This is a genomic window from Arthrobacter alpinus, from assembly GCF_001445575.1.
Lineage (GTDB): Bacteria > Actinomycetota > Actinomycetes > Actinomycetales > Micrococcaceae > Specibacter > Specibacter alpinus_C.
The window spans coordinates 1034817-1055351 of the sequence record NZ_CP013200.1 but is presented as its reverse complement, the minus strand read 5'-3'; the positions used below and the strand labels follow the sequence as shown (position 1 = coordinate 1055351).

At 62.4% G+C, this 20535-nt stretch carries 14 protein-coding genes; 5 read left to right on the top strand and 9 right to left on the bottom strand.

Translation table 11 applies throughout. The features are described from left to right. Nucleotides 1-39: 39 nt before the first annotated feature. The 3 genes from AS189_RS04610 to AS189_RS04600 form a co-directional block, all read right to left on the bottom strand. Nucleotides 40-1959, bottom strand: a complete 1920-nt coding sequence (locus AS189_RS04610) for a sigma-70 family RNA polymerase sigma factor (protein ID WP_062286530.1) — start codon at nucleotides 1957-1959, stop codon at nucleotides 40-42. Between the two features lie 216 nt (nucleotides 1960-2175). After that, the gene (locus AS189_RS04605; RefSeq protein WP_062286529.1) at nucleotides 2176-4092 is read right to left on the bottom strand and encodes a vWA domain-containing protein; all 1917 of its coding nucleotides are present in this window, start codon (nucleotides 4090-4092) and stop codon (nucleotides 2176-2178) included. Between the two features lie 220 nt (nucleotides 4093-4312). Continuing rightward, nucleotides 4313-5728, bottom strand: a complete 1416-nt coding sequence (locus AS189_RS04600) for an FAD-dependent oxidoreductase (protein ID WP_062286528.1) — start codon at nucleotides 5726-5728, stop codon at nucleotides 4313-4315. A gap of 358 nt (nucleotides 5729-6086) precedes the next feature. Here AS189_RS04600 and rarD point away from each other — a divergent pair, with 358 nt between their 5' ends. Next, nucleotides 6087-7079 (top strand): EamA family transporter RarD, encoded by a 993-nt coding sequence (gene rarD, locus AS189_RS04595; RefSeq protein ID WP_082634077.1) that lies wholly within the window; start codon nucleotides 6087-6089, stop codon nucleotides 7077-7079. A 22-nt stretch (nucleotides 7080-7101) separates the two neighbouring features. Beyond that, nucleotides 7102-8496: a dihydrolipoyl dehydrogenase family protein gene (locus AS189_RS04590; RefSeq protein WP_062286526.1), complete on the top strand. Its 1395-nt coding sequence runs from the start codon at nucleotides 7102-7104 to the stop codon at nucleotides 8494-8496. Nucleotides 8497-8522: 26 nt separating this feature from the next. On the opposite strand, the gene AS189_RS04585 is transcribed toward AS189_RS04590, so the two are convergent. The 5 genes from AS189_RS04585 to AS189_RS04565 all read right to left on the bottom strand — a co-directional run bounded on the left by AS189_RS04585 (nucleotide 8523) and on the right by AS189_RS04565 (nucleotide 14997). Further along, nucleotides 8523-9344: a universal stress protein gene (locus AS189_RS04585; protein WP_062286525.1), complete on the bottom strand. Its 822-nt coding sequence runs from the start codon at nucleotides 9342-9344 to the stop codon at nucleotides 8523-8525. 112 nt (nucleotides 9345-9456) lie between these two features. Continuing rightward, nucleotides 9457-10641, bottom strand: a complete 1185-nt coding sequence (locus AS189_RS04580) for a hypothetical protein (protein WP_062286524.1) — start codon at nucleotides 10639-10641, stop codon at nucleotides 9457-9459. After that, nucleotides 10628-11845 carry a hypothetical protein gene (locus tag AS189_RS04575; protein WP_062286523.1) on the bottom strand — a complete coding sequence of 406 codons (1218 nt, stop codon included), beginning with the start codon at nucleotides 11843-11845 and terminating at the stop codon, nucleotides 10628-10630. The genes AS189_RS04580 and AS189_RS04575 overlap by 14 nt, the downstream gene beginning before the upstream one ends. 237 nt (nucleotides 11846-12082) lie before the next feature. Continuing rightward, nucleotides 12083-13450: a 4-aminobutyrate--2-oxoglutarate transaminase gene (gene gabT / locus AS189_RS04570; RefSeq protein ID WP_062286522.1), complete on the bottom strand. Its 1368-nt coding sequence runs from the start codon at nucleotides 13448-13450 to the stop codon at nucleotides 12083-12085. An 86-nt stretch (nucleotides 13451-13536) separates the two neighbouring features. After that, nucleotides 13537-14997, bottom strand: a complete 1461-nt coding sequence (locus tag AS189_RS04565) for a gamma-aminobutyraldehyde dehydrogenase (protein ID WP_193393531.1) — start codon at nucleotides 14995-14997, stop codon at nucleotides 13537-13539. A 127-nt stretch (nucleotides 14998-15124) separates the two neighbouring features. Between AS189_RS04565 and AS189_RS04560 the strand changes: the two genes are divergently transcribed. From AS189_RS04560 to AS189_RS04550, 3 genes are all read left to right on the top strand, one after another. After that, nucleotides 15125-16573, top strand: a complete 1449-nt coding sequence (locus AS189_RS04560) for a PucR family transcriptional regulator (protein ID WP_062286521.1) — start codon at nucleotides 15125-15127, stop codon at nucleotides 16571-16573. Nucleotides 16574-17045: 472 nt separating this feature from the next. Continuing rightward, nucleotides 17046-18245, top strand: coding sequence for an MFS transporter (locus AS189_RS04555; protein ID WP_082634076.1), 1200 nt, complete (start codon nucleotides 17046-17048; stop codon nucleotides 18243-18245). Continuing rightward, a complete protein-coding gene (locus AS189_RS04550) occupies nucleotides 18242-18898 on the top strand; it encodes a FadR/GntR family transcriptional regulator (protein WP_062286520.1) in 657 nt (218 codons plus the stop codon). Before AS189_RS04555 ends, AS189_RS04550 begins: the two co-directional genes overlap by 4 nt. Before the next feature lie 157 nt (nucleotides 18899-19055). On the opposite strand, the gene AS189_RS04545 is transcribed toward AS189_RS04550, so the two are convergent. Next, the gene (locus tag AS189_RS04545) at nucleotides 19056-20516 is read right to left on the bottom strand and encodes an FAD-dependent oxidoreductase (protein ID WP_193393508.1); all 1461 of its coding nucleotides are present in this window, start codon (nucleotides 20514-20516) and stop codon (nucleotides 19056-19058) included. Nucleotides 20517-20535: the final 19 nt, after the last annotated feature.

Genomic DNA, 20535 nt, shown 5'->3' with positions numbered 1-20535 from the left:
TGAGACTTAATGTCCGTCTTGGCGCGTCACTCAAGCGTCTTATTTGAACCAGATCCAGCCGTTGAAGCTCTCCGCGCCGCTGGCCGAAACACTGATTTTCATTGGATAGCCTGGCAGGATGCCGGGAGTGGGCACACTGACCATGAACGTACCCACCGTCCCAGCCCAGTGGGCCGCCGTACAGTTGGCGCCGGCACTGAGAGTCGTTGATGTGTCAGCGCAGCTCCATCCTGCGGGCGGGGTCACCTCGATGGGGATTCCCCTCCAGAGATACGGAACACTGAACGATACCTGTGGGCCGGCCAGACCCGCTCCCGAGCTGGAGATCTCCAACTGAAGCAACGTTTCCATGGCCGTCTGGGACAGCAGGCTCCCCCTGATCGAGAAATTCGCACCGGCGTCAGGCGTAGCAGTGGCGGTCGGTTCGGTCGTTGTTGTTGGGGCCGGGGCTGACGTTGGTGGCGTTGGCGTCGGTTCCTGAGTTGGTGCCGGCGTCGGGACCGGCGTCGGTTCCTGAGTTGGTGCCGGCGTCGGTTCCTGAGTTGGGACCGGCGTCGGCGTTGGAACATTCGACGGCTGGTTGGAAGGCAATGCTGTGGCGCTGGGTGTTGGAGCCGGCATCGGGGTTGGCGTTGGCAGTGTCACGGTTGCCGTGGGCTCCGGGGCAGGGTGTTCGGTCACAGACGGGGCAGCCGTTGCCCACTGTGTTGACTGCACAGGAGTTGGCTCCATTGGCAGCAGGACCCACCTCAGCCCATCGGGCGCAACCAAGGGGCGGTCCGGGTCCGGCGGAACCGTGGATATAAACAACTCCGCATGATCATTCGGAGCTACGGGCGTTGCGGCGGCTACAGGCTGGCCGGCATGCGGTGAAGCAGTCCCGGCCGGCGGACGCTGCGTTTGAGCCGCAGGAGCGGTAAAGGCGCTGGCTATCTGGTGCGACTCGACGGCAGCGCCGCGCATCTGAAAATTGGGCAGCCCAACGGCAGACGCCACGACCGCTCCCACCAGCGCAATGCCCACAACAGACGCCGCCACCACTGTGGACAGGCCAGCGGACCCAAGAGTCGTGGCCCCGGCACCTCCAAGTCCACCTCCACCCAATCCCCCTGCAGGGGCACTTTCGGCAAGCAGCGGGACAGCCCCCAGCGCAGCACCCACTGAAGTCTTCGATCCAACAAATACCATACCTACCACCGCCGGGAAGATGATGGTGCGCATGCCGACGCCCACGTCTTCAACGTGCAGCAACATTTCGCTACAGCGAAGGCAGCCTTGCAGATGCAGTTCAAGCTTCGCCTTGCGACGCGGGGTCAACCCTCCGCGGGCATATGCGCCCAAGTTGTTCGCGTAATCGGCGCAACTGCCAGGGGCCGCTGAAACATGGTTCTGCAGATATGCCTGTTTAAGTCCTTCCCGCGCCCGCACCGCCAAGGCAGCTACAGCATTGGGTGTGATGCCAAGCATTGGGGAAATCTCCGCTGGGGCCAGTCCGTCCACCTCGGTGTACCAGAGCACGGCCTGCCAGCGTTCAGGCAAGTCCTTAAAGGAACGGCTCACGACGTCCTTTTCAAAGGCTGCCACGGCCGGGTCACTGCCGGGTTCAGCCGCAATGGCCGTTTCAAGATCGTCAACGGCTACCTGCTTTCCGTCGGCAGCGCGCTTGACGCTTGCCAGCCGGCGCAGGGTGGTCAGGAGGTACGCGCGGAAGAACACAGTGGGGCCATTGCCGGACTGGATCGCGTCAAGGACGTTTGCAAATGCCTCGGCCACCAGATCGGCCACGTCGCTGGAATTGCTTGCGTGCCTGTTTGCGGTAGCCCGGGCGGCTGCAACATGGCGCTCGTAGAGGCCAGCGTATGCCTGCGTATTGCCGTCGCGAAGCTGCCGGATCAACTGCTCATCGCTGTCCGGTGTGTCCGCGGCGTCTTCAACAACGCCGATGTTCTTCTCTGCCACGCTGCCCCATCCTCTTCATTGAGCGTCCCTCAATCAGCATGTGCAGTCTACCCAGCCGCGGCCGCCGGGCTGTGAGTGCGATTAGCCAGATTCATGACGCGAAAATTGATAACGTTTTGAAAAAACTTTTCTACCCCTTTAAATGCCACTGTCGGAGGCTGTCCACCGGTCTCCCGTGGACAGCCTCCGACAGCGCAATCTTGCGTGCGCTAGCTCTTAGTGTGCGCGGCGGATGCGTCGGAGCAGAAGCATCGTTGTCCCGCCAGCCAATAGCAGCCCGCCCAGAAGCAGCGGCAGAGCGGAGCCCGCTCCGGTGACTGCCAGGTCCTTGCCGGGAGCCGTTACAGCTGTTTCCATGTTCGACGCCGGACCTGTCCCCGGCGCAGTTGTGGCCACTGCCTCGGTGGTCGCGGGAGCGCCGGTGGTGGGCACTCCAGTTTCGCTCGGCGCCTCGGTCGGTGTTTCCGTCTCAGTCGGCGTCGGCGTTTCCGTCTCAGTCGGCGTCGGCGTTTCCGTCTCAGTCGGCGTCGGTGTTGCCGTCGGGGACGGCTTGGGCGGCACGATGTCCGTGGTGGTGCACGGATCGGCGGCAACACACTGTGCCGGCGGAACCGATCCGGTGCCTGTCACCGCATTGGTCAGGGTTGCTCCATAGGCGTCGTCCTTGACCTGAACCTGGTAGCTCAGGGCCGCTGAGCCGCCCTTGGCAAGGCTGAACGGGCCGGCTGTCAGAATGTTGCCCGCCGGGTCCGCCACCGCTGCAGCTGCCCCGCCGTCCACGACGAGTTTTGCCGATCCGCTGACAAACGTTGCATCGTCCAGGACGTCGGACAGGTCATCAAGGAAAGTGATGCCGTCCACGGTTTCCTCCCCGGTATTGCTGGCAACAACTGTGTAAGTGATTGTGTCGCCCGGGTTGACGGTGCCTGCGGTATCAGAGGTCTTTTCCATGGTCCAGGCCTTAATGGGGGCCTTGTTTGTCACGGTGCAGGAGGTGATGGTGCCAGCTTCCGCAGTTACCTCGAAGCCGATGTTTCCGGCGTCGTCCGTGTTGGCCACCGGCAGCGGCCGACCGTCACGGGTGCAGACGGCATTGAAGCCATTCTTCGCTACCACGGAGTAGCCGGGCTGCTGACGTTCCTTGATGGTGACCTTGACGGGTGCCTTCGCGGGGAAGTTCAAGCTCATGCCGGCTTGCCCGTTGGCGCCGGTGGTCAGGACTGCCGGTTCGGCCCCTTCAGCGGCGGCATCGAAGACCCACCCCTCTCCGGGTGTGGTTTCAGTGGAATCAAAGGCCTCAACAGCCTTGTTCACGTTGAGCGTGCCGGAGCAACCTGCCGTGGCAATACCCTTGAGGATGTTCGCCAACTCGTCATAGTTGGTGGTGAAGTAGTCGGACCCGGCAACCGGTCCGGAAATTTTGGCCAGTCGGTCCGCATTCGCACCCGTGACACCCACACTGACGATGCGTGTTCCGGCATCCTTGAGCCTGTTGGCCTCGGGGATAGCCGCGTTCAGGGAAGCCGCGATATTGGCGTCGCCTCCCTGGCCGGTGCCCCCGTTTCCGCTGGCCCCGTCACCGCGCTCATTCAGCGGTGCGGGTCCATAGAATGTTGGGTCGCCGTCGGTGAAGAAGATAACGCCGTCGTAGGTGCTTGCGGGGACGATGTTCAGGCCCTGCTGCCAGTTGGTGCCCCCATCCCAGGTTCGCGTGTCACTGGGGCGAACCAGGGCGTTGATGCTGTTGGTGACGCTGCCGGCTCCCTGCGCGGAGGCCAGCGAGGTGGCGGCCAGCTCCTGCTGTGCAAATGTCGCGAAACTGTAAACGCCCATCGTGGTCGCTGTGCCTTGCAGCGCCGCAACGGCTGCCGTGCTGGCTTCCTTCACGGTGGAGACATCCGAGTTACTCATGGACGCGGACATATCGAAGACCATGGCCAGGTTGAGGCCGCATTTTTGCGGCAGTTCCGGGTTGGGCGAGACGATGGCGCCCGCCAAAGCTGGCACCGGCGGCGTGAGCAATTCCGGACTTGCAAACGCCGGCAAGGCACTTGCGGCCAATGATCCAGCCACGGCAACGGCTGCAGCAGCCCCAGCCCATTTCCGGCCCCGCCAAAGATTTTTTCTCAACATGAGCAATAAGCAACTTTCCCCATTCGACAACCGCATTTCCGGTTGAGTCAATTAGTGAGAGTGCCGCCGCAGTGGTTCATGACGCGAAAAGGAGTCACTGGTTTTTTCAGGCCGTCGTCGCTGAAAAGGTGTCCGCCAAATGATTGTGGCCCCAAACCGACGGTTTGGGGCCACAACGTGCCTTAGCTGCTGCAAGAGTTCGTCCTGCGGTTGGTGGCTGCTATTTCTTGGAAATGTTGACCATCTGTTCCCGGTCAACGACCTTGATCCGTTCGCGCACCACGGCAACGCCGTGGGCAGCGTTGTAGCTTGCACCCAGGTGTTTTTCGTGAGCGTCCAGCTTGTTCCAGCCTTCCCAGGTCGTGAATTCCACGCCGCGAGATTCCAGTAAGTCGCTCACGTCCTGCTCCCCGGGGAACTGCGCCGCGGGCAGGCTGAGCCGATCCTCCAACAGGCAGCCAATGGTCTCCAAGGCGTCACCCTTAGTGCTGCCAATCAGGCCCACCGGTCCCCGCTTGATCCAGCCCGTGGCATAGATGCCCGGCACATGGGTCCCGTCGGCACTCAGGACACGTCCGCCGTCGTTCGGGATGACGCCTCGGCGGGCATCAAAATCAATCTCGGCCAACTCTGAACCCAAATAACCCACGGCCCGGTACACGGCCTGAACCGGGTAATCGATGAACTCGCCCGTGCCACGCACATTGCCCGTGCCATCCAATTCATTGCGCTCAAACTTAATGCCGCTGACGTGCCCATCGGTGCCGGTGATTTCCACGGGCGTGTGGAGGAAGTGCAGGTGGAGGCGGCGCGACGCCGGAACCCGGGTCTCGTCGTGTTCTTCCGCAAGCCAATTGGTCAGGGTGTTGACCATGATCTTGACCTGGTTGTTGCTCTTAATGGCGGCATCGGAGGCCTCGTCGAAGTCGAAGTCCTCCTCGTAGAGCACAATGTCAACGTCGCGGGAGTGTGAAAGTTCGCGCAGTTCCAGCGGTGTGAACTTCACTTGGGCGGGGCCGCGGCGGCCAAAGATATGCACATCGGTGACCGGTGAAGTCTTCAGCCCCGCGTAGACGTTGTCCGGAATTTCAGTGACGAGCATGTCATCGGCGTGCTTGGAGAGCACGCGGGCCACATCGAGGGCCACATTGCCGTTACCAATGACGGCGATTTCCTTGGCCGTCAGGGGCCATTCGCGGGAGACATCGGGGTGACCGTCGTACCAGGAGACAAAGTCGGCACCGCCATAGGAGCCATCCAGCTCGATACCGGGGATGTCCATCACGGCATCCTTCGTGGCACCCGTGGCGAAGATGATTGCGTCGTAGTGGGCGCGCAGGTCCGTGAGCGTCAGGTCCCGGCCGTACATGACGTTGCCAAAGAATCGGATATCCCCGCGGTCCAGCACCTTATGAAGGGCGTTCATGATGCCCTTGATCCGGGGGTGGTCCGGGGCAACGCCATACCGGATCAGGCCGTACGGCGCGGGCTGCGATTCAAAGAGGTCAATACTCACCTGGACGTCCCCGCCAGCCACTTCCTGGGACTTCGTCAGAATGTCCGCCGCATACACGCCCGCCGGGCCAGAGCCGATGATGGCCACGCGGATGGGGCGGGTGGTGCTCAAGTTAGCCAAGACAGAAGTCCTTCCGAACCGAAGAATCGCAACATCAGCGGGGTCGCTGGTTAAACTGTTGCACAAGGAAGCGCGAATTAAGCGCTACTTTCTTAGTCTAATTGGCAACAACCGGAGCCCGAAAGAGTCCGCATGCGAAAGTGATCAACTACTCACCGGCAACAACCGCAAATAACTGGCTGCTTCGCCCCGAAATTGTGGCGGTTTCCCTGGTGACGCTAGCTGACCAGGAAGTGGGATCCGCAGGCTTTCGGCCACGTGGCGCCCGTATTCTAAAACCCGCGCAAACAGCTAATACGGACGTTGCCGTCCAGTCACATCCAAGTGGACATGGCATTTAATCTGCATCGGTGTTGTTATGGGCTGTGTGACACCTAGCGAACCTCAATTAAGCGACACTTCCGGTAAACAACAAAAAGCACTCAAGCCTGCGCGATCCGAGGGCGCGAAAGGCGCGCTCTACGGCGTAGGTGCCTACGGCTTGTGGGGCTTGATGCCGCTCTACTTCATCTTGCTCATTCCAGCCAACAGCATTGAAATTGTCGCCAACCGCGTGGTCTGGTCAGTGATCTTTTGCGCCATCATCATCACCGTGTCCCGCGGCTGGGGCAAGATTGGCGCCGCTCTCAGGAGTCGGCGCATCATGGGGACCCTCACCGTTGCTGGTTTCCTCATTGTGATCAACTGGCTTACATATGTCTTTGCGGTAACCACGGGCAACACCATTGAGGCGTCCCTGGGGTACTTCATCAATCCCCTCTTCTCTGTGCTGTTGGGCGTCATCCTGCTCAAAGAACGGCTACGCCCCTTGCAGTGGACGGCCGTAGGCATTGGCTTCGTGGCCGTGGTGGTCCTGACGTTCAGTTACGGCAAACTGCCCTGGATCGCCCTTATTCTGGCCGCTAGCTTTGGCCTCTACGGCTTCGTCAAGAACCGCGTGGGCGGCAGGGTAGACGCCATCACCAGCCTCAGTATTGAAACCGCAGTTCTGACGCCCTTCGCCATCACAGCCATCGTGATCGTGACACTCATGGGCCAGGCCACGCTGACGGGGATGGGGGCTGGCCACTTCTGGCTGATGGTGGCCGCGGGCATTGTGACCGCGGTGCCCCTTCTGTTCTTTGGCGCCTCGGCCCGGCGCCTGTCCATGACGGGCATCGGCTTGTTGCAGTTCATGACCCCGGTGGTCCAGTTCATCATTGCCATCACCCTCCTCGATGAACACATGAGCGTTGAACGGTGGATCGGCTTCGCGATCGTCTGGGTGGCCCTGATCATCCTCGTGACCGACATGCTCCTGCACTATCGCAAGTCATCCCGACTGCGAAGCTTAGCCCCCGTAAAATCCTGACCGAAGCTACGTAAGGAACACTATGACAACGGAAAACTTTGACCTTCTGGTAGTCGGAGGCGGCAAGGCCGGAAAGTCCTTAGCGATGGATCTGGCGGCAGCCGGCCAACGCGTAGCCCTGGTGGAACGTGGCATGATTGGCGGCACCTGTATCAATGTCGCCTGCATCCCCACCAAAACACTCGTCAACAGCGCCCGACTTCTGGCGCTCACCCGGCGGGCTGCGGAATTCGGCATTGATGCCACTGCCTCCCCCGCCATCAGCATCAACCTGCTGCGCGCCCGCAAGGAGGATGTGGTGGGCACTATGGTTGCCGGCCAGCGCAAATCCTTCCTGGCGTCCGGCATGGATTTGGTGATTGGCGAAGCCCACTTCACCGGCCCGCGCACCATTGACGTGACGGACGACGCCGGCACGCGCCGCACGCTGTCCGGCACCAACGTGGTGGTCAACACCGGGATGGTTCCGTCCGTTCCGGACCTTCCCGGCCTGCGCGCGGCGGCCCCCTTGACCAGCACCAGCATCTTGGCCCTGGCCGAACTTCCCGAGAGCATCCTCATCCTGGGCGGCGGATACATCGGCTGCGAATTCGCTTCCATGCTGGCCATCATGGGCGTCGCCGTCACGATCATCCAGCGCGGCCAAGCCCTGCTCCCCCTTGAAGACGCTGATGTCTCGTCAGCTGTTGCCAGCGCTCTAGAGTCCGACGGCGTGAGCGTGCGGTTGGGTGCCGCGGCCGAATCGGTCTCCCGTTCCAACGGCACCGTCACCGTTACGCTTTCCGATGGAAGCACCGCAGAAGCAGCAGAGATTCTGGTAGCTCTGGGCCGCGAACCCGTCACGGCAGGGCTGGGACTTCAGGGGGCCGGCGTCGAACTTACAGACAAGGGGCTAATCCAGGTGGATGAATTCCTGCGGACCACTGCCCCGGGTGTGTGGGCTGCCGGAGATGTGGCCGGAACACCACAATTCACCCATGCCTCCTGGAATGACTACCGCATACTGAAGGCGAATCTTGCGGCAACCTCAGAAGAATCGCTTCACAGCACCCGCAATCGGCTCATTCCGTATTGTGTTTTCACCACGCCAGAGCTGGGCCGTGTGGGTCTCTCCGAGGCGCAAGCCCGTGCCGCCGGCCACGATATCCGGGTGGCGACAATGCCCGTCACAGCCATCCCCCGCGCCCGCACGGTGGGTCATCTGGACGGCATCTGGAAAGCCGTGGTGGACCGCACCACGGACCAGATCCTCGGCGTCAGCCTGCTGGGCCATGAATCCAGTGAGGTGATCGCCGTGGTGCAGATGGCCATGCTGGGCCAGCTGCCCTACCAGCGCCTGCGCGATGCCGTGATCGCCCACCCCACCATGGCAGAGGGCCTGCAGCTCCTGTTCAGCGACGCCTTCCTGGAAAAGTAAGCCCCTTTGGCGTCTCAGATTCCGGGCTAGATTCCAGGCGATACGAAGTCGCGCGGGACCACCACCATGGGCACTGGCAGCGAGCGCAGGATCTTGTTGGCTGTGGAGCCGAGGAAGATCTTGCGGTTTTCGGCCAGGCGGCTGGAGCCGACGATGACCAGTTCGCCGGATTTCCAGCCGATTCCGTCAATGGCTTCTTCAATGTTGCGGCCGTGCGCGAGTGTGACCGTGACCTTGTTGTCAGGGAGTTTGGCGGCGGCCGCGCTCAGCACCGTGTTTACATGCTGCTTCGCCGGACTCAATGCGTTGTCGAGATCAAAATCGGTTTGATTCAACTGGTCGATTTCCACAACGGAGACCAGGCGCAGCGGCACGTGGCGCCGGGAGGCTGCGGTGGTGCCGACGTCCAGCACGGCCTGCCATCCCGCACGCATGCCGGTCATGACTGTCAGTCGCGTCAGCGGAGCCTTGCGGTTGTAGCCGCGAGGGGCGAGTGCCACGGGAACAGGCGATGCGTGGAGGAGCCCGTTGGCCACCGAGCCCAAGGTGAAACGCTTGAACAGGCCGTTGCTGGCGGCACCCACCACAATGAGGACGGCGTCATCCTCTTTGGCCGCATCGATCAGTCCGTGGACAAAGGAATCGGCAACGCGCGTAGAAAAGGTGGCCTCAACATCGCTGGACACCATGGCCAACGCTTGTTTTTCCACAGTGGCGTCCACGTTCTTGTCGTCGTGAACCACGTGAACCAGATGCAGTTGCGCACCTTGAGTTCTGGCGATGACCGTGGCAAGAGCAACGGCATCAGCGCCACGCTCATCTGGCCGGTATCCCACTACATATTTCATGAAGCAACCTTTCGCGGTGCCCGGCACGTCACTGTGCCGGAGTCGTAGCACTGACTGTACAACGGCGGGTGGCCTGGACAACAGCTTCCCCAGGCGCAATCAGTGTCAGGACTCATGGCGTGCCCTGGATATAGCTGCCTTCTGCGGTCTCGAGGGCACCGTCGTCGTCATCGCTATCACTCTCCACCGGCGTAGTCTCCACCAGCACACGGTGGCTGGTGGCCAGGATCAAGACGCACCAGAACAGCACAGCCGTCCCCACCAAAATGAGAGGGCCGCCGCCTTGGGACAGGTTGTAGGTCCAGGGCGACGTCGTAATGTTTTGATCCTCCAGCTCTAACATTTTGCCCTCGGCGAGGGGGAAGAGCTGCTGCGCAAACCATGCCCAGACACCGGACGCTGTGACGATCATTCCCGTCCAGAAGGTCGTTTTTGCGGACACTATTGTCGGGGTTCCCATTCTTCCGGGATGCAGGATCACGACGACGGACAAGAGTGCCGGGCCGAGAACCAGCAGTTGCGCGTTGGCCATCGCGAACACGGAATACCACGGAATAGCCGGGCTATCTTGCTGATAGTTATTCGGGCTGTAAATCAATTCGGTGAAGAGCTGCTCGCTGAACAGCGTCACAGCCCCGACTGCGAGGGCAGCGATTCCTACTAGCGCCGCGGCTGCCTGAAACCACCATGCACGCCGCACGTAGTGGCGAGCCGCCACCAACAAAAGAGCAGCGAGCATGCCCAAACCAGCAGTGAACAGGGCCGGAGCACCCGGAAAAATGACAAATCCCCATGGAACTAGCATGACACCGTGATTTTCGGTTGGGTCGGGGCTTGCAGAACTGGGAATGAGAAAGGTTGCCAAGAGGCAAAACGCTGATCCGGCAAAGACCACCAGAATGGCCACGCTGGCGGCAACCCAAGATCTGGCGGACCAACGGCTCACACGCCGGGTGAGGGGTGTGGTGAAATGATGGGGCTCCTCGCGCTCACCGTGTTCATGTTCCTGTTCATGGGAGCTGAATTGGTGCGTGTGAACGTCGTGGGCTTCGGGCTGGGTGCGGTGAGGCGATTCCGTGGCGGGTTCAGGTAGTTGTCCCCCGCTGCCGGACCGGGCTTCCACTGCCGTGGCACGAACCGCAGTGACACGATCTTCTCTGGGTGCTTGAGGCGCACGGAAGCTGGCATGGTCCGGGTTCTGCGGAGCAGGTTCCGGGATGTACACCTGGAAGTCGTGTTCCTCACCGCCTGGCTGGAACATCTCCGGGTAGCGCGCATCGAATTCATCCCGGTTCATGGCCGGCCACCTGTTCCCATTCGTCCTCGATTAGCGGCTCCACGGCGGTCCGCCGTGTGGTCGCCAGCATAAACACCCACAAGAACAGGGCAGCGGAACCGACCATGACGAGCGGTCCGCCGGCCTGACTGATGATGTTGGTCCATGGCTGCACCATGTAGTTCTGCTGCTCGTCCACCGTGACCATCCGCCCCTCGACCAGCGGATACAGCTGCGTGGCAAACCAGGTCCACACCCCAGCACAGCTCATGAGGAGGCCTGTCCACAAGGCCACCGCAGTGGATGGCCTGCCGGGAATACCGCCCCTTCCTGGCCGGATGATTGCAACCAGCGCGAGGATGCCTAGTCCCAACAGCAGCAGTTGCCAGGCTGCTTGCTGAAACACAATGAACCAGGGGACGTAATAGCTTTCTTGGTATGCGCCGGGATTGTAGAGGGTCTCGGCGAACAACATTTCGCTGAAAATCCCCACAAAACCACCGGCCAAAGCTGCAAGTCCCACGGCTGCCGCGGCACCGTGATGCCACCAAGCCTTGTCGGTGTAATGCCGTGCTGCGGCAAGGAACAGGCCAGCCAGCATTCCCAAGGCCGCGGCAAGAAGCGCCGAAGCCCCCGGCAGGATCAGCACACCCCAGGGGGCCACCATGATCCCGTGATGCTCCGTGGGGTCCACACTGGCCGCATCGGGGATGAATTGTGTTGCAAGGAGGCAGAAAGCCGAACCGGCAAAGGCCAGCAGAATGGCTGATAGGCAGATGACCCAGGTCCTGGCGTTCCACTGGATCTCACGCGCCGGGCGGCCCGCCGCCAGGCTTTCGTCCGGATCGCTATTGGCTGTCTCACGCCCGTCCGGATCGTTGCTGGCTGTCTCACGCCCGTCCGGATCGATGCTGGCTGTCTCACGCCCGTCCGGATCGTTGCTGCCCTGCCCGCGGCCGCCAGGCCCAAGACCGTCCGGATCGCGGCCGGCCTCCTCGCGGGCGTCCGCCGTAAGAGGCCCCGCTCCCGCTTTCAGGCCTCCCGTGAACGGGCCGGGAATTTCCACCACGGGCGGCGCGGACGGCCAGACGGCTACGGCGGTCCGCACCGCCGGATCACCGGCGGGCCGCTCATCCTGGTGCGCCGTGTCCGGACTTTTCCGAGGCGGGAGCGGCGACGGCACATACAGCTCACCGGGTTCACCCTCGCCTCCCGGCTGGAACATTGCCGGATACCTCCGGTCAAACCCTTGACTGCCCATGCCACCCCAATGTGCCGTGCCTCGTGGAAAATATTCTTCCCAGCCTACCCATCACAGTTCAGGAACCACGCTCCATGACGCACAAAAACGGCACCCGGGGCGAGCCAAGAGCTCATCCCAGGTGCCGCCGTCGGACTTCCTTCTCCCAACTATTGAGGGAGCGTTGCCAGATTCACCCCAAACGCTGAGGGAGGGTCCGGTCTAGACGGCCGCGCGGATGGCGTCGGAGAGGACGTCCAGGCCGTCGCCCAGCAGTTCGTCGCTGATGACCAGCGGCGGGAGCAGGCGGATGACGTTAGCGTAGGTGCCGCACGTCAGGATGATGACACCGGCCTGCAGACAGGCGCCAGCGATGGCCTTGGCGGCCTCGGCGTTGACTTCCTTGGTGGTGTTGGCGGTGCCGGGCTTGACCAGTTCGATCGCCATCATGGCGCCGCGGCCGCGGATTTCACCGATGATGCCGGCTTCGCCCAGCTCCTCAACAAGGGCCGTGAAACGCTCGGTCACGATCCGTTCAATGTTCACAGCGCGAGCGTTGAGATCGTGGTCTTTCATGGTCTTGATGGCGGCGAGCGCGGCGGCGCAGGCAACGGGGTTTCCGCCGTAGGTGCCGCCGAGGCCGCCGGGGTGCACAGCGTCCATGAGGTCGGCGCGGCCGGTGATGGCGGAGAGCGGCAGACCGCCACCGATGCCCTTGGCCATGGTGATGATGTCCGGGACCACGCCTTCGTGCTGGGAGGCGAACCATTCGCCGGTGCGGCAGAAGCCTGACTGGACCTCATCAGCGATGAAGACCACGCCATTGTCCTTGGCCCAGGCGGCCAGGGTGGGCAGGAAGCCGTCGGCCGGGACGATGAAGCCGCCCTCGCCCTGGATGGGCTCGATCAGGATGGCGGCCACGGAGTCCGCACCGATTTGCTTCTCGATCATGGTGATGGCGCGGCGTGCGGCCTCTTCACCCTTGATGTCCGCTTCTTCGCGGTAGGGGTAGCTCATGGGCACGCGGTAGATCTCCGGTGCGAACGGGCCGAAGTTCGTCTTGTAGGGCATGGCCTTGGCTGTCAGTGCCATGGTCAGGTTGGTGCGGCCGTGGTAGGCGTGGTCGAAGGCGACGATGGCGTCGCGGCCGGTGGCCAGGCGGGCAACCTTGACTGCGTTTTCCACTGCCTCGGCTCCGGAGTTGAACAGCACGGTGCGCTTCTCGTGGGTGCCGGGGGTCAGGGCGTTGAGCTCCTCCGCGACCTGGATATAGCTCTCGTACGGGGTGACCATGAAGCAGGTGTGCGTGAAGTGCCCAACCTGCTCGCGGACTGCCTCCACCACGTTGGCGTCCGATGCGCCGACCGAGGTGACGGCGATGCCTGACCCCAGGTCGATGAAGGAGTTGCCATCAACGTCGGTGATGATGCCGCCGTCGGCGTCGGCAACGTAAACGGGTACGGTGGAGGCCACGCCGCCGGCCACGACCGCCTTGCGGCGCTCGTCAAGTGCTTGCGACTTGGGGCCGGGGAATGCTCCCAGGATCTGACGCTTTTGGTCAAGGCGGTACTGAATATCGCTCATGGACATTCCTTTCAAGGGGGGTAAGACTGAGGGTTTTCGGGAAGGGGATGGGAGGCGCGAGCTAAGAGTGCCCGGCTGCGAAAAAGAAGCTGTTAAGCGTCCAGGTTGCTCATGACGTGCTTGATGCGGGTGTAGTCTTCCACGCCATACATGGACAAATCCTTGCCGTAGCCGGACTGTTTGAACCCTCCGTGGGGCATCTCGGCCGTGAGCATGATGTGGGTGTTGATCCAGACGGCACCAAAGTCCAAGTCACGGGAGACGCGCATGGCCACTCCGTGGTTGGAGGTCCACACGCTGGAAGCCAGGGCGAAGTCGACGTCGTTTGCCATCTCCACCGCTTCTTCCTCGGTCTTGAATGTCTGCACTGTAATAACGGGGCCAAACGTTTCCTGCTGGACAATGTCGTCGGTCTGCTTCACACCATCCACCACTGTGGCCTCGTAGAAGAAGCCCTTCTCCCCCACGCGCTTGCCTCCGGCAACAACAGTTGCGTAGTCCGGAATGCTCTCCACCACCTTGACCACCGCATTGAAGTGGTTGATGTTATTGAGCGGACCGAAATAGTTCTTGGACTCATCCGCGTTGCCTGTTTGAAGGCCTTGCGCGGCCGTGGCCAGAGCAGCGGTGAACTCATCATGTGCAGACTCCTCGACCAGCACGCGCGTGATGGCCGTGCAGTCCTGGCCTGCGTTGAAGAAGGAATATTCTGCGATCTCCTGGGCTGTCTTGCCCAGATTTGCATCTGCAAAGACGATGGCCGGGGCCTTGCCACCCAATTCCAGGTGAGCACGTTTGAGTCCCTTGGCAGCCCCCGTGGCTACGGCGATGCCGGCCCGGACCGATCCGGTAATGGAGACCATGGCCGGAATCTTGTGTTCCACCATGGCTGCACCGGTTGCCCCATTGCCAAGCACAAAGTTCAACACGCCGGCCGGAACAATGTCCTTGGCGATGTCGGCAAACACCAGCGTGCTTTCCGGCGTGGTGTCGCTGGGCTTGAGGACCACCGTGTTGCCGGCTGCGAGGGCCGGGCCGATCTTCCAGATGAGCATCAGGAAGGGGTAGTTCCAGGGAGTTACTTGGGCAATGACGCCCACAGGCTCGCGGCGTACATAGGAGGTGAAGTTTTCCATGTATTCACCCGCTGAGCGACCCTCGAGCAGGCGGGCTGCACCGGCGAAGAAACGCAGTTGGTCTGCTCCCGCCGCGACTTCCTCGTCAGCGATCATCTGCTTAACCTGACCGGTGTTCCTGTGCTGCGCTTCTACGATCTCATTGCTGCGGGCCTCAATGGCGTCGGCCAGCTGGAGCAACACGCTTTGGCGCTGGCCGGGCGTGGCCCGCTTCCAGGTTTTGAAGGCAGTGGCTGCGGCCTCCATGGCGGCATCCACATCGGCTTGGCTGGAGACCGGTGCCGTGGCCACCACTTCGCCGTTACTTGGATTGACAATATCTAAGGATTCCGTGCCGGTGGCGGCGACGAACTCTCCATTGATGAAGTTCTGCAAGGTGTGGACCACGGTGTTCAACCTCTTTAACTCGAAGCGCATGAGCTCGATGTAGACGAGGCGGCAGATCTGCCGCATATGCGAAAGCCTAAGCCCCGAGCCAGCTCCAAGCGAATAGCCAAGTGCACCACATCAAACATTCGCCGTAGTGCGTTTGTATAGTTATGTCATGGCACTTTCCTTGGCTGACCTTTTGGGCATTTCCGGCCTGCACCTGAAAAACTTGGGCTCCACCCGCACCCCGCTGACCGCCGCGATCGATTGGGTCGCCGTGACGGAGCTGGAAAACCCTCAGTCGTTCCTCAGCGGCGGCGAACTGGTTCTCACCACGGGAGCACGGCAGGGCACAGCCGACGCCCAGCGTTCCTTTGTTCGACAAATCAAGCGAGCGGGCGCCGTCGGAATTGGCTTCGGCATTGGATTCGAACATGATTCGGTGCCGCCTGCCCTGTTGGCAGAGGCAAATCGCTGGGCTGTTCCGGTGGTGGAGGTGCCCTACAGCACGCCCTTCATTGCCATCGGAAAGTTGGTGGCGGATGCCCGCTCAGCCGACCACTATGCCAAGCTTGAACGCCTCTTGCGAGAGCACCAGGTACTAGCACGCGCGCTGCTGACCGGTGGCGGGCTACCAGCTCTCCTCAAGAAGCTTGCGTCCATGGTGGCCACGGATCTTTCTGTCACCCAGTACGGCGGCGAAGTTGCGGCCACGTCGCCCGGCACTACCCCGGACGACGCCGGCTGGCAAGCGGTGGCGCTTTCCACGGGCAAGCGCGACGCCAGTACACTCTGGCTCCGGCAGCCATATCACGATGACGGAATTGTTGACTATGCGCGCGGGCTCATCAGTATCGAGCTAAACAACGTGGTGCAGCGGCGTCACAGTGCACGCCAGATCGCCGGTCAAGTCATTTCTGACATTGTCCGGGGCACTCTTGAACCCGCCGATTCGGCCGCCCGTCTCGAGAGCCTGGGCATCTCACCAACAGCTAAGAACTTTGTCCTCCTGGTCAGCACCGAGGAGAGCAAGTTCGCTTCCCTTGCCACCATCACGCTGCCGGCTGAGTTGGAAACATCCATTGCCGGCACCATCGATTCCGAGGGCAGGCAGGAACTCCTCTTGGTGGTACCCACTGCGGCCGGTGATCCAGCCACGCTGGGCCGGGCATTGAGCCATCAAATGCACAACCTGGGCATCACGGTCCCGGTGGGAATTGGCGGCGCGTATTCGCAGGCCAATGGACTGCGCTGGAGCTACTTTGAAGCACGTGAAGCTGCCACCCGTGGTCTGGAAGTCAACGTCCCGGAACGGCTGAGCCTGACCTCTCTCCTGCTCGCCAGCGAAGATGTGCCGATGGCTGACATGGCAGCTGAAGCCTTGGGTCCCCTCACGGCGTTCGACGACGCACACGGCGCCGAACTCGTAGAAACCCTCGAAACATATTTGCAGCTCAACGGCTCCGTGGCCGCCGTTGCCGAGACCCTCGCCCTGCACCGCAACACCGTGCGCTACCGGCTGACCCAGATCGCCGAGCTGACAGGTTACGACCCAGCCCTGACACCAGACCGGGTGCAACTGTGGCTGGCATTGGCGGTGCGCAGGCTTGCCCCGCAGAACTGAGGCTTGCGGGCGGCCGTCATCGGGAACTCCCTGACCAGTCCACCGCATCGTTGCGTTTGTTGCTGCCATTCTTCGCGGCCGTCTCATTCGCCCCGGCGGGGCCCACCGCGCATGAAAGATATCCAACCATTGCCGATTTTTTCTGTTGAACTGGGGACAATGGCGCCGGGCTGAATGCTTCCAGGCCACCTGTGAAATGCCGAGAGCAATTCGAAGGGCGTGGGACGGCAAACGGAACGGGAAACTCTCACGACCCCACGACGCAGCGAAAATATTTTCCAGAGTCAAACCAGATTTCTATTTCTACCAAACGCCCCACTTAGACCTCAAACGTCTAACGTCTTATGATTGACCCGATGACTCAATTCCTGCAGCACCCTGACACACCGCCGCCCACCAGCCAACCCCCGCGCCGGGCCCCGCCCCGCGAACCAGAAAGCGGCTCACGGCCGCCTTCGGCATCCTTGCCATCGTGCTCATTGGTCTCAACCTCCGGGCAGGGATCTCCAGCGCCTCCGCCCTGTACCACGACCTCCAGCAAGTTCTCGGCTACGGCGCATTGACCGCCGCGCTGCTCCCCTCCATCCCCACGCTCTGCTTCGCCATCGCCGGTGCGGGAACATCATGGCTGGTCCGCCGTGTCGGGGTCGAAAAGGCCATTGCGATCGCGCTCGCCACCCTGACGGCAGGGCTCGCGCTGCGGGCGGTGCCCAGCGTGGGGATGCTGCTCCTGGGAACCGTGGTGAGCATGTCCGGACTGGCCGTGTGCAACGTGTCGATGCCCGCCTTCATTCGCGAGCACTACGCCAGCAAAACCGCCGCCATGACGGGTGTTTACACCATCACCATGTCGTTTGGTGCCACCATCTCCGCCGCCGTGAGCGTGCCGCTGGCCATGCAATTGGACTCGCCGTCGCTGGGCCTTGCCGCCTGGGCCGTCCTTTCGGTCGTGACGCTGCTGGCCTTCATCCCGATCGCCCTCGCCGCGCACCGCCGCCCAACACCGGCCCCAGGCACGGCCACATCGCCGTGGAAGCTGCTGAAAACCCGCCAGGGCCTGCTCATCACGGCGTTCTTCACCATCCAGGCCATCGCCGCCTACTCCATCATCAGCTGGCTGCCCCTGATCCTGATCGACGGCGGCCTAGACCCCGCCACCGCCGGCCTAATGCTTGGGCTGGCCCAAGTGGTCACTGTCGTCACCAACATCGGCCTGCTCGCAGTAGCCGCCCGACCCGGCGGATTGCGCGTCGCCTTCATGCTGGCCAGCGGCTCCTACCTGCTCGGGGCAATCGCCCTTCTGGCCCTCCCCACCCAGGCTGCCGTGGCCCCTGCACTGCTCCTCGGCTTTGGTTTTGGCGTGTTCGCGCTGGTCCTAGTGGTCATCAGCAAAAGCGGAAGTACGACGGCGGAGGCCACCGCCATGTCCACCGCCGCCCAGTCTGTTGGTTACCTTGTGGGGACGCTGGGCCCGTTCGGCATGGGCCTGGCGCGCAGCCTCAGCGGAGGCTGGACCGTACCGTTGATATTGCTGGTGGCTGTGGCCGCGGCGCAGGCGGTGCTGGCCTGGCTGCTCACTGCACCCGGGAGGGACGGCGCTTCCCGGGACAGGGGCGGGCGGAACACCGGCGCCATCACTATTGTGCCGCTCCAGGAAGGAAAGCCTGCATGAGTCTGACAACCTCGCACCGCGAGCCTCTCGCCCAGGAAGTCACGGGCAAGCTGCGGCACGCCATCAGCTCCGGGCTGTGGGCGGTCAACGCGCGCATCCCGTCCGAGCAGGAGCTCATGAAGGAACTCGGTGTTTCCCGCGGCACGCTCCGGGAAGCCATTAAGTCGCTGGCCCACGCGGGCATGCTTGAAGTCCTGCGCGGCGACGGCACCTATGTGCGCGCCACGAGCGAGATCGCCGGGGCAACCCAGAAACTTATTGGCCGGTACGGCAACAAGCACGTGGTAGAGGTCCGGCTGGCACTGGACACCCAGGCCGCCCGGCTGGCCGCGCACAACGCCACCGCCGCGCAGAAAGGTGAGATGCGCACCTTGCTGGCAGACCGGCGCCGAGCATGGGACACCAATGACACCGCCGGTTGGGTCGCGAACGACTGGGCATTCCACCTGGCCGTGGCCCGGGCATCAGCCAATCCGCTGCTGGCCGAGCTGTACGAGTCGTTCGGAAATGTTTTCCGCACTGATCTGGAAGCCCACAGCGGCGGCCAGGGCATTGGCTGCCCGCAAGAAGGCCACGAGGACCTGCTCGCGGCGATTGAGGCCCGCGACCCGGACGCAGCGTTTGAGACGGTGGCGGAGAACCTGAACGAGTAGCCCCGTTGAGGTCGGTGCTGCCAGCTCCCTCGCGGGCAATAAGATTTCCTCGGCCGCGAGCGGCCTTGCTAAGAGATTTCCGAGGGTTCCCCGCTGAGCTTGCGAAGCGAGGGAAGGAAATCACGCCATCCCCGCTCCGGGAGCCGGCAGCGCCGGCTTAGCCGACGATGGAGGCGCCGCGGGAAACAGAGACCATCTCGTCGCGCGGCACCACCTTGACGCGCTCGCGCTGCACAGTGCCGTCCGCGGATGCGGCAGCACCCAGTGCCTTCTCGTGGGCATCCAGCTCCAGCCAACCTTCCCACGTGGTGAATTCCACGCCGCGGGACTCGAGCAGCTCAACCACGGATTCCGGGGCGGCCTCGGTAGCCAACGGCAACCCTTCGCGGTCAGCGAGCAGGTGCGTGATGGTTTCGAGGGCGTCGCCCTTGGTGTGTCCAATCAAACCGACTGGTCCGCGCTTGATCCAGCCCGTCGCATAGATGCCCGGCACATGGGTGCCGTCCGCACCAAGGACGCGTCCGCCGTCGTTCGTGACAACGCCTCGCTGGTGGTCAAACTCAACATCCGGAACAGCAGATCCGAAGTAGCCCACGGAGCGGTACACGGCCTGGACCGGGTAGTCGATGAACTCGCCGGTGCCGCGCACATTGCCCGTGCCATCAAGCTCGGTGCGTTCAAACTTGATGCCCGTGACCTTGCCGTCCTCACCCGTGATCTCCACCGGGTTGTGCAGGAAGTGCAGGTGCAGGCGGCGCGAGGCACCCGTGGTGGGGTCTGCGGCGTCGTCCTCTTGCTCCACGAGCCAGTTGGTGAGCGTGTTGACCATGGTCTTGATCTGGTTGTTGCTCTTGACTGCGGCGTCGGAGGCCTCGTCGAAGTCGAAGTCCTCCTCGTAGAGCACAATGTCAACGTCCTTGGAATGGCTGAGCTCGCGCAGCTCCATGGGCGTGAACTTCACCTGGGCGGGACCGCGGCGGCCAAAGATGTGCACATCGGTGACAGGCGATGCCTTCAAGCCGGCGTAGACGTTGTCCGGGATCTCGGTGACGAGCATGTCATCGGCGTGCTTGGAGAGTACCCGGGCTACATCGAGGGCCACGTTTCCGTTACCGATGACAGCAATTTCCTTCGCGGTCAGCGGCCATTCGCGGGAAACATCGGGGTGACCGTCGTACCAGGAGACAAAGTCAGCGCCGCCGTAGGAGCCGTCCAGCTCGATGCCGGGGATGTTCAGGTCGGCATCCTTGATGGCCCCGGTGGCGAAGATGACGGCGTCGTAGTGCTTCTGCAGATCCTCCAGCGAGAGGTCCGTTCCGTAGTCAACGTTGCCGAAGAAGCGGATATCCCCGCGGTCCAACACCTTGTAGAGGGCGTTGATGATGCCCTTGATGCGGGGATGATCCGGGGCCACGCCGTAGCGAATCAGACCATACGGTGCCGGGTAACGATCAAAAAGGTCAATGCTGACAACCAATCCGTCACGCACCTGCTCGCTCTTGGTCAGCATGTCGGCGGCATAAACGCCGGCCGGACCTGAGCCGATCACGGCGATGCGTAGCGGGCGATCCTGCGTACCGGGCGCTACTGAAGTGTGTGAAGACACGGCTGTGCTCATTTCTTTGTGATTCAAAGGG

Excerpts from the sequence above, each read along its gene's own strand:
- AS189_RS04575 (WP_062286523.1), bottom strand. The coding sequence starts at position 11,845 with ATGTTCCAGCCGGGAGGCGAGGGTGAACCCGGTGAGCTGTATGTGCCG.
- AS189_RS04580 (WP_062286524.1), bottom strand. The coding sequence starts at position 10,641 with ATGAACCGGGATGAATTCGATGCGCGCTACCCGGAGATGTTCCAGCCA.
- AS189_RS04585 (WP_062286525.1), bottom strand. The coding sequence starts at position 9,344 with ATGAAATATGTAGTGGGATACCGGCCAGATGAGCGTGGCGCTGATGCC.
- AS189_RS04565 (WP_193393531.1), bottom strand. The coding sequence starts at position 14,997 with ATGCGCTTCGAGTTAAAGAGGTTGAACACCGTGGTCCACACCTTGCAG.
- AS189_RS04590 (WP_062286526.1), top strand. The coding sequence starts at position 7,102 with ATGACAACGGAAAACTTTGACCTTCTGGTAGTCGGAGGCGGCAAGGCC.
- AS189_RS04545 (WP_193393508.1), bottom strand. The coding sequence starts at position 20,516 with ATGAGCACAGCCGTGTCTTCACACACTTCAGTAGCGCCCGGTACGCAG.
- AS189_RS04605 (WP_062286529.1), bottom strand. The coding sequence starts at position 4,092 with ATGTTGAGAAAAAATCTTTGGCGGGGCCGGAAATGGGCTGGGGCTGCT.
- AS189_RS04550 (WP_062286520.1), top strand. The coding sequence starts at position 18,242 with ATGAGTCTGACAACCTCGCACCGCGAGCCTCTCGCCCAGGAAGTCACG.
- AS189_RS04560 (WP_062286521.1), top strand. The coding sequence starts at position 15,125 with ATGGCACTTTCCTTGGCTGACCTTTTGGGCATTTCCGGCCTGCACCTG.
- gabT (WP_062286522.1), bottom strand. The coding sequence starts at position 13,450 with ATGTCCATGAGCGATATTCAGTACCGCCTTGACCAAAAGCGTCAGATC.
- rarD (WP_082634077.1), top strand. The coding sequence starts at position 6,087 with ATGGGCTGTGTGACACCTAGCGAACCTCAATTAAGCGACACTTCCGGT.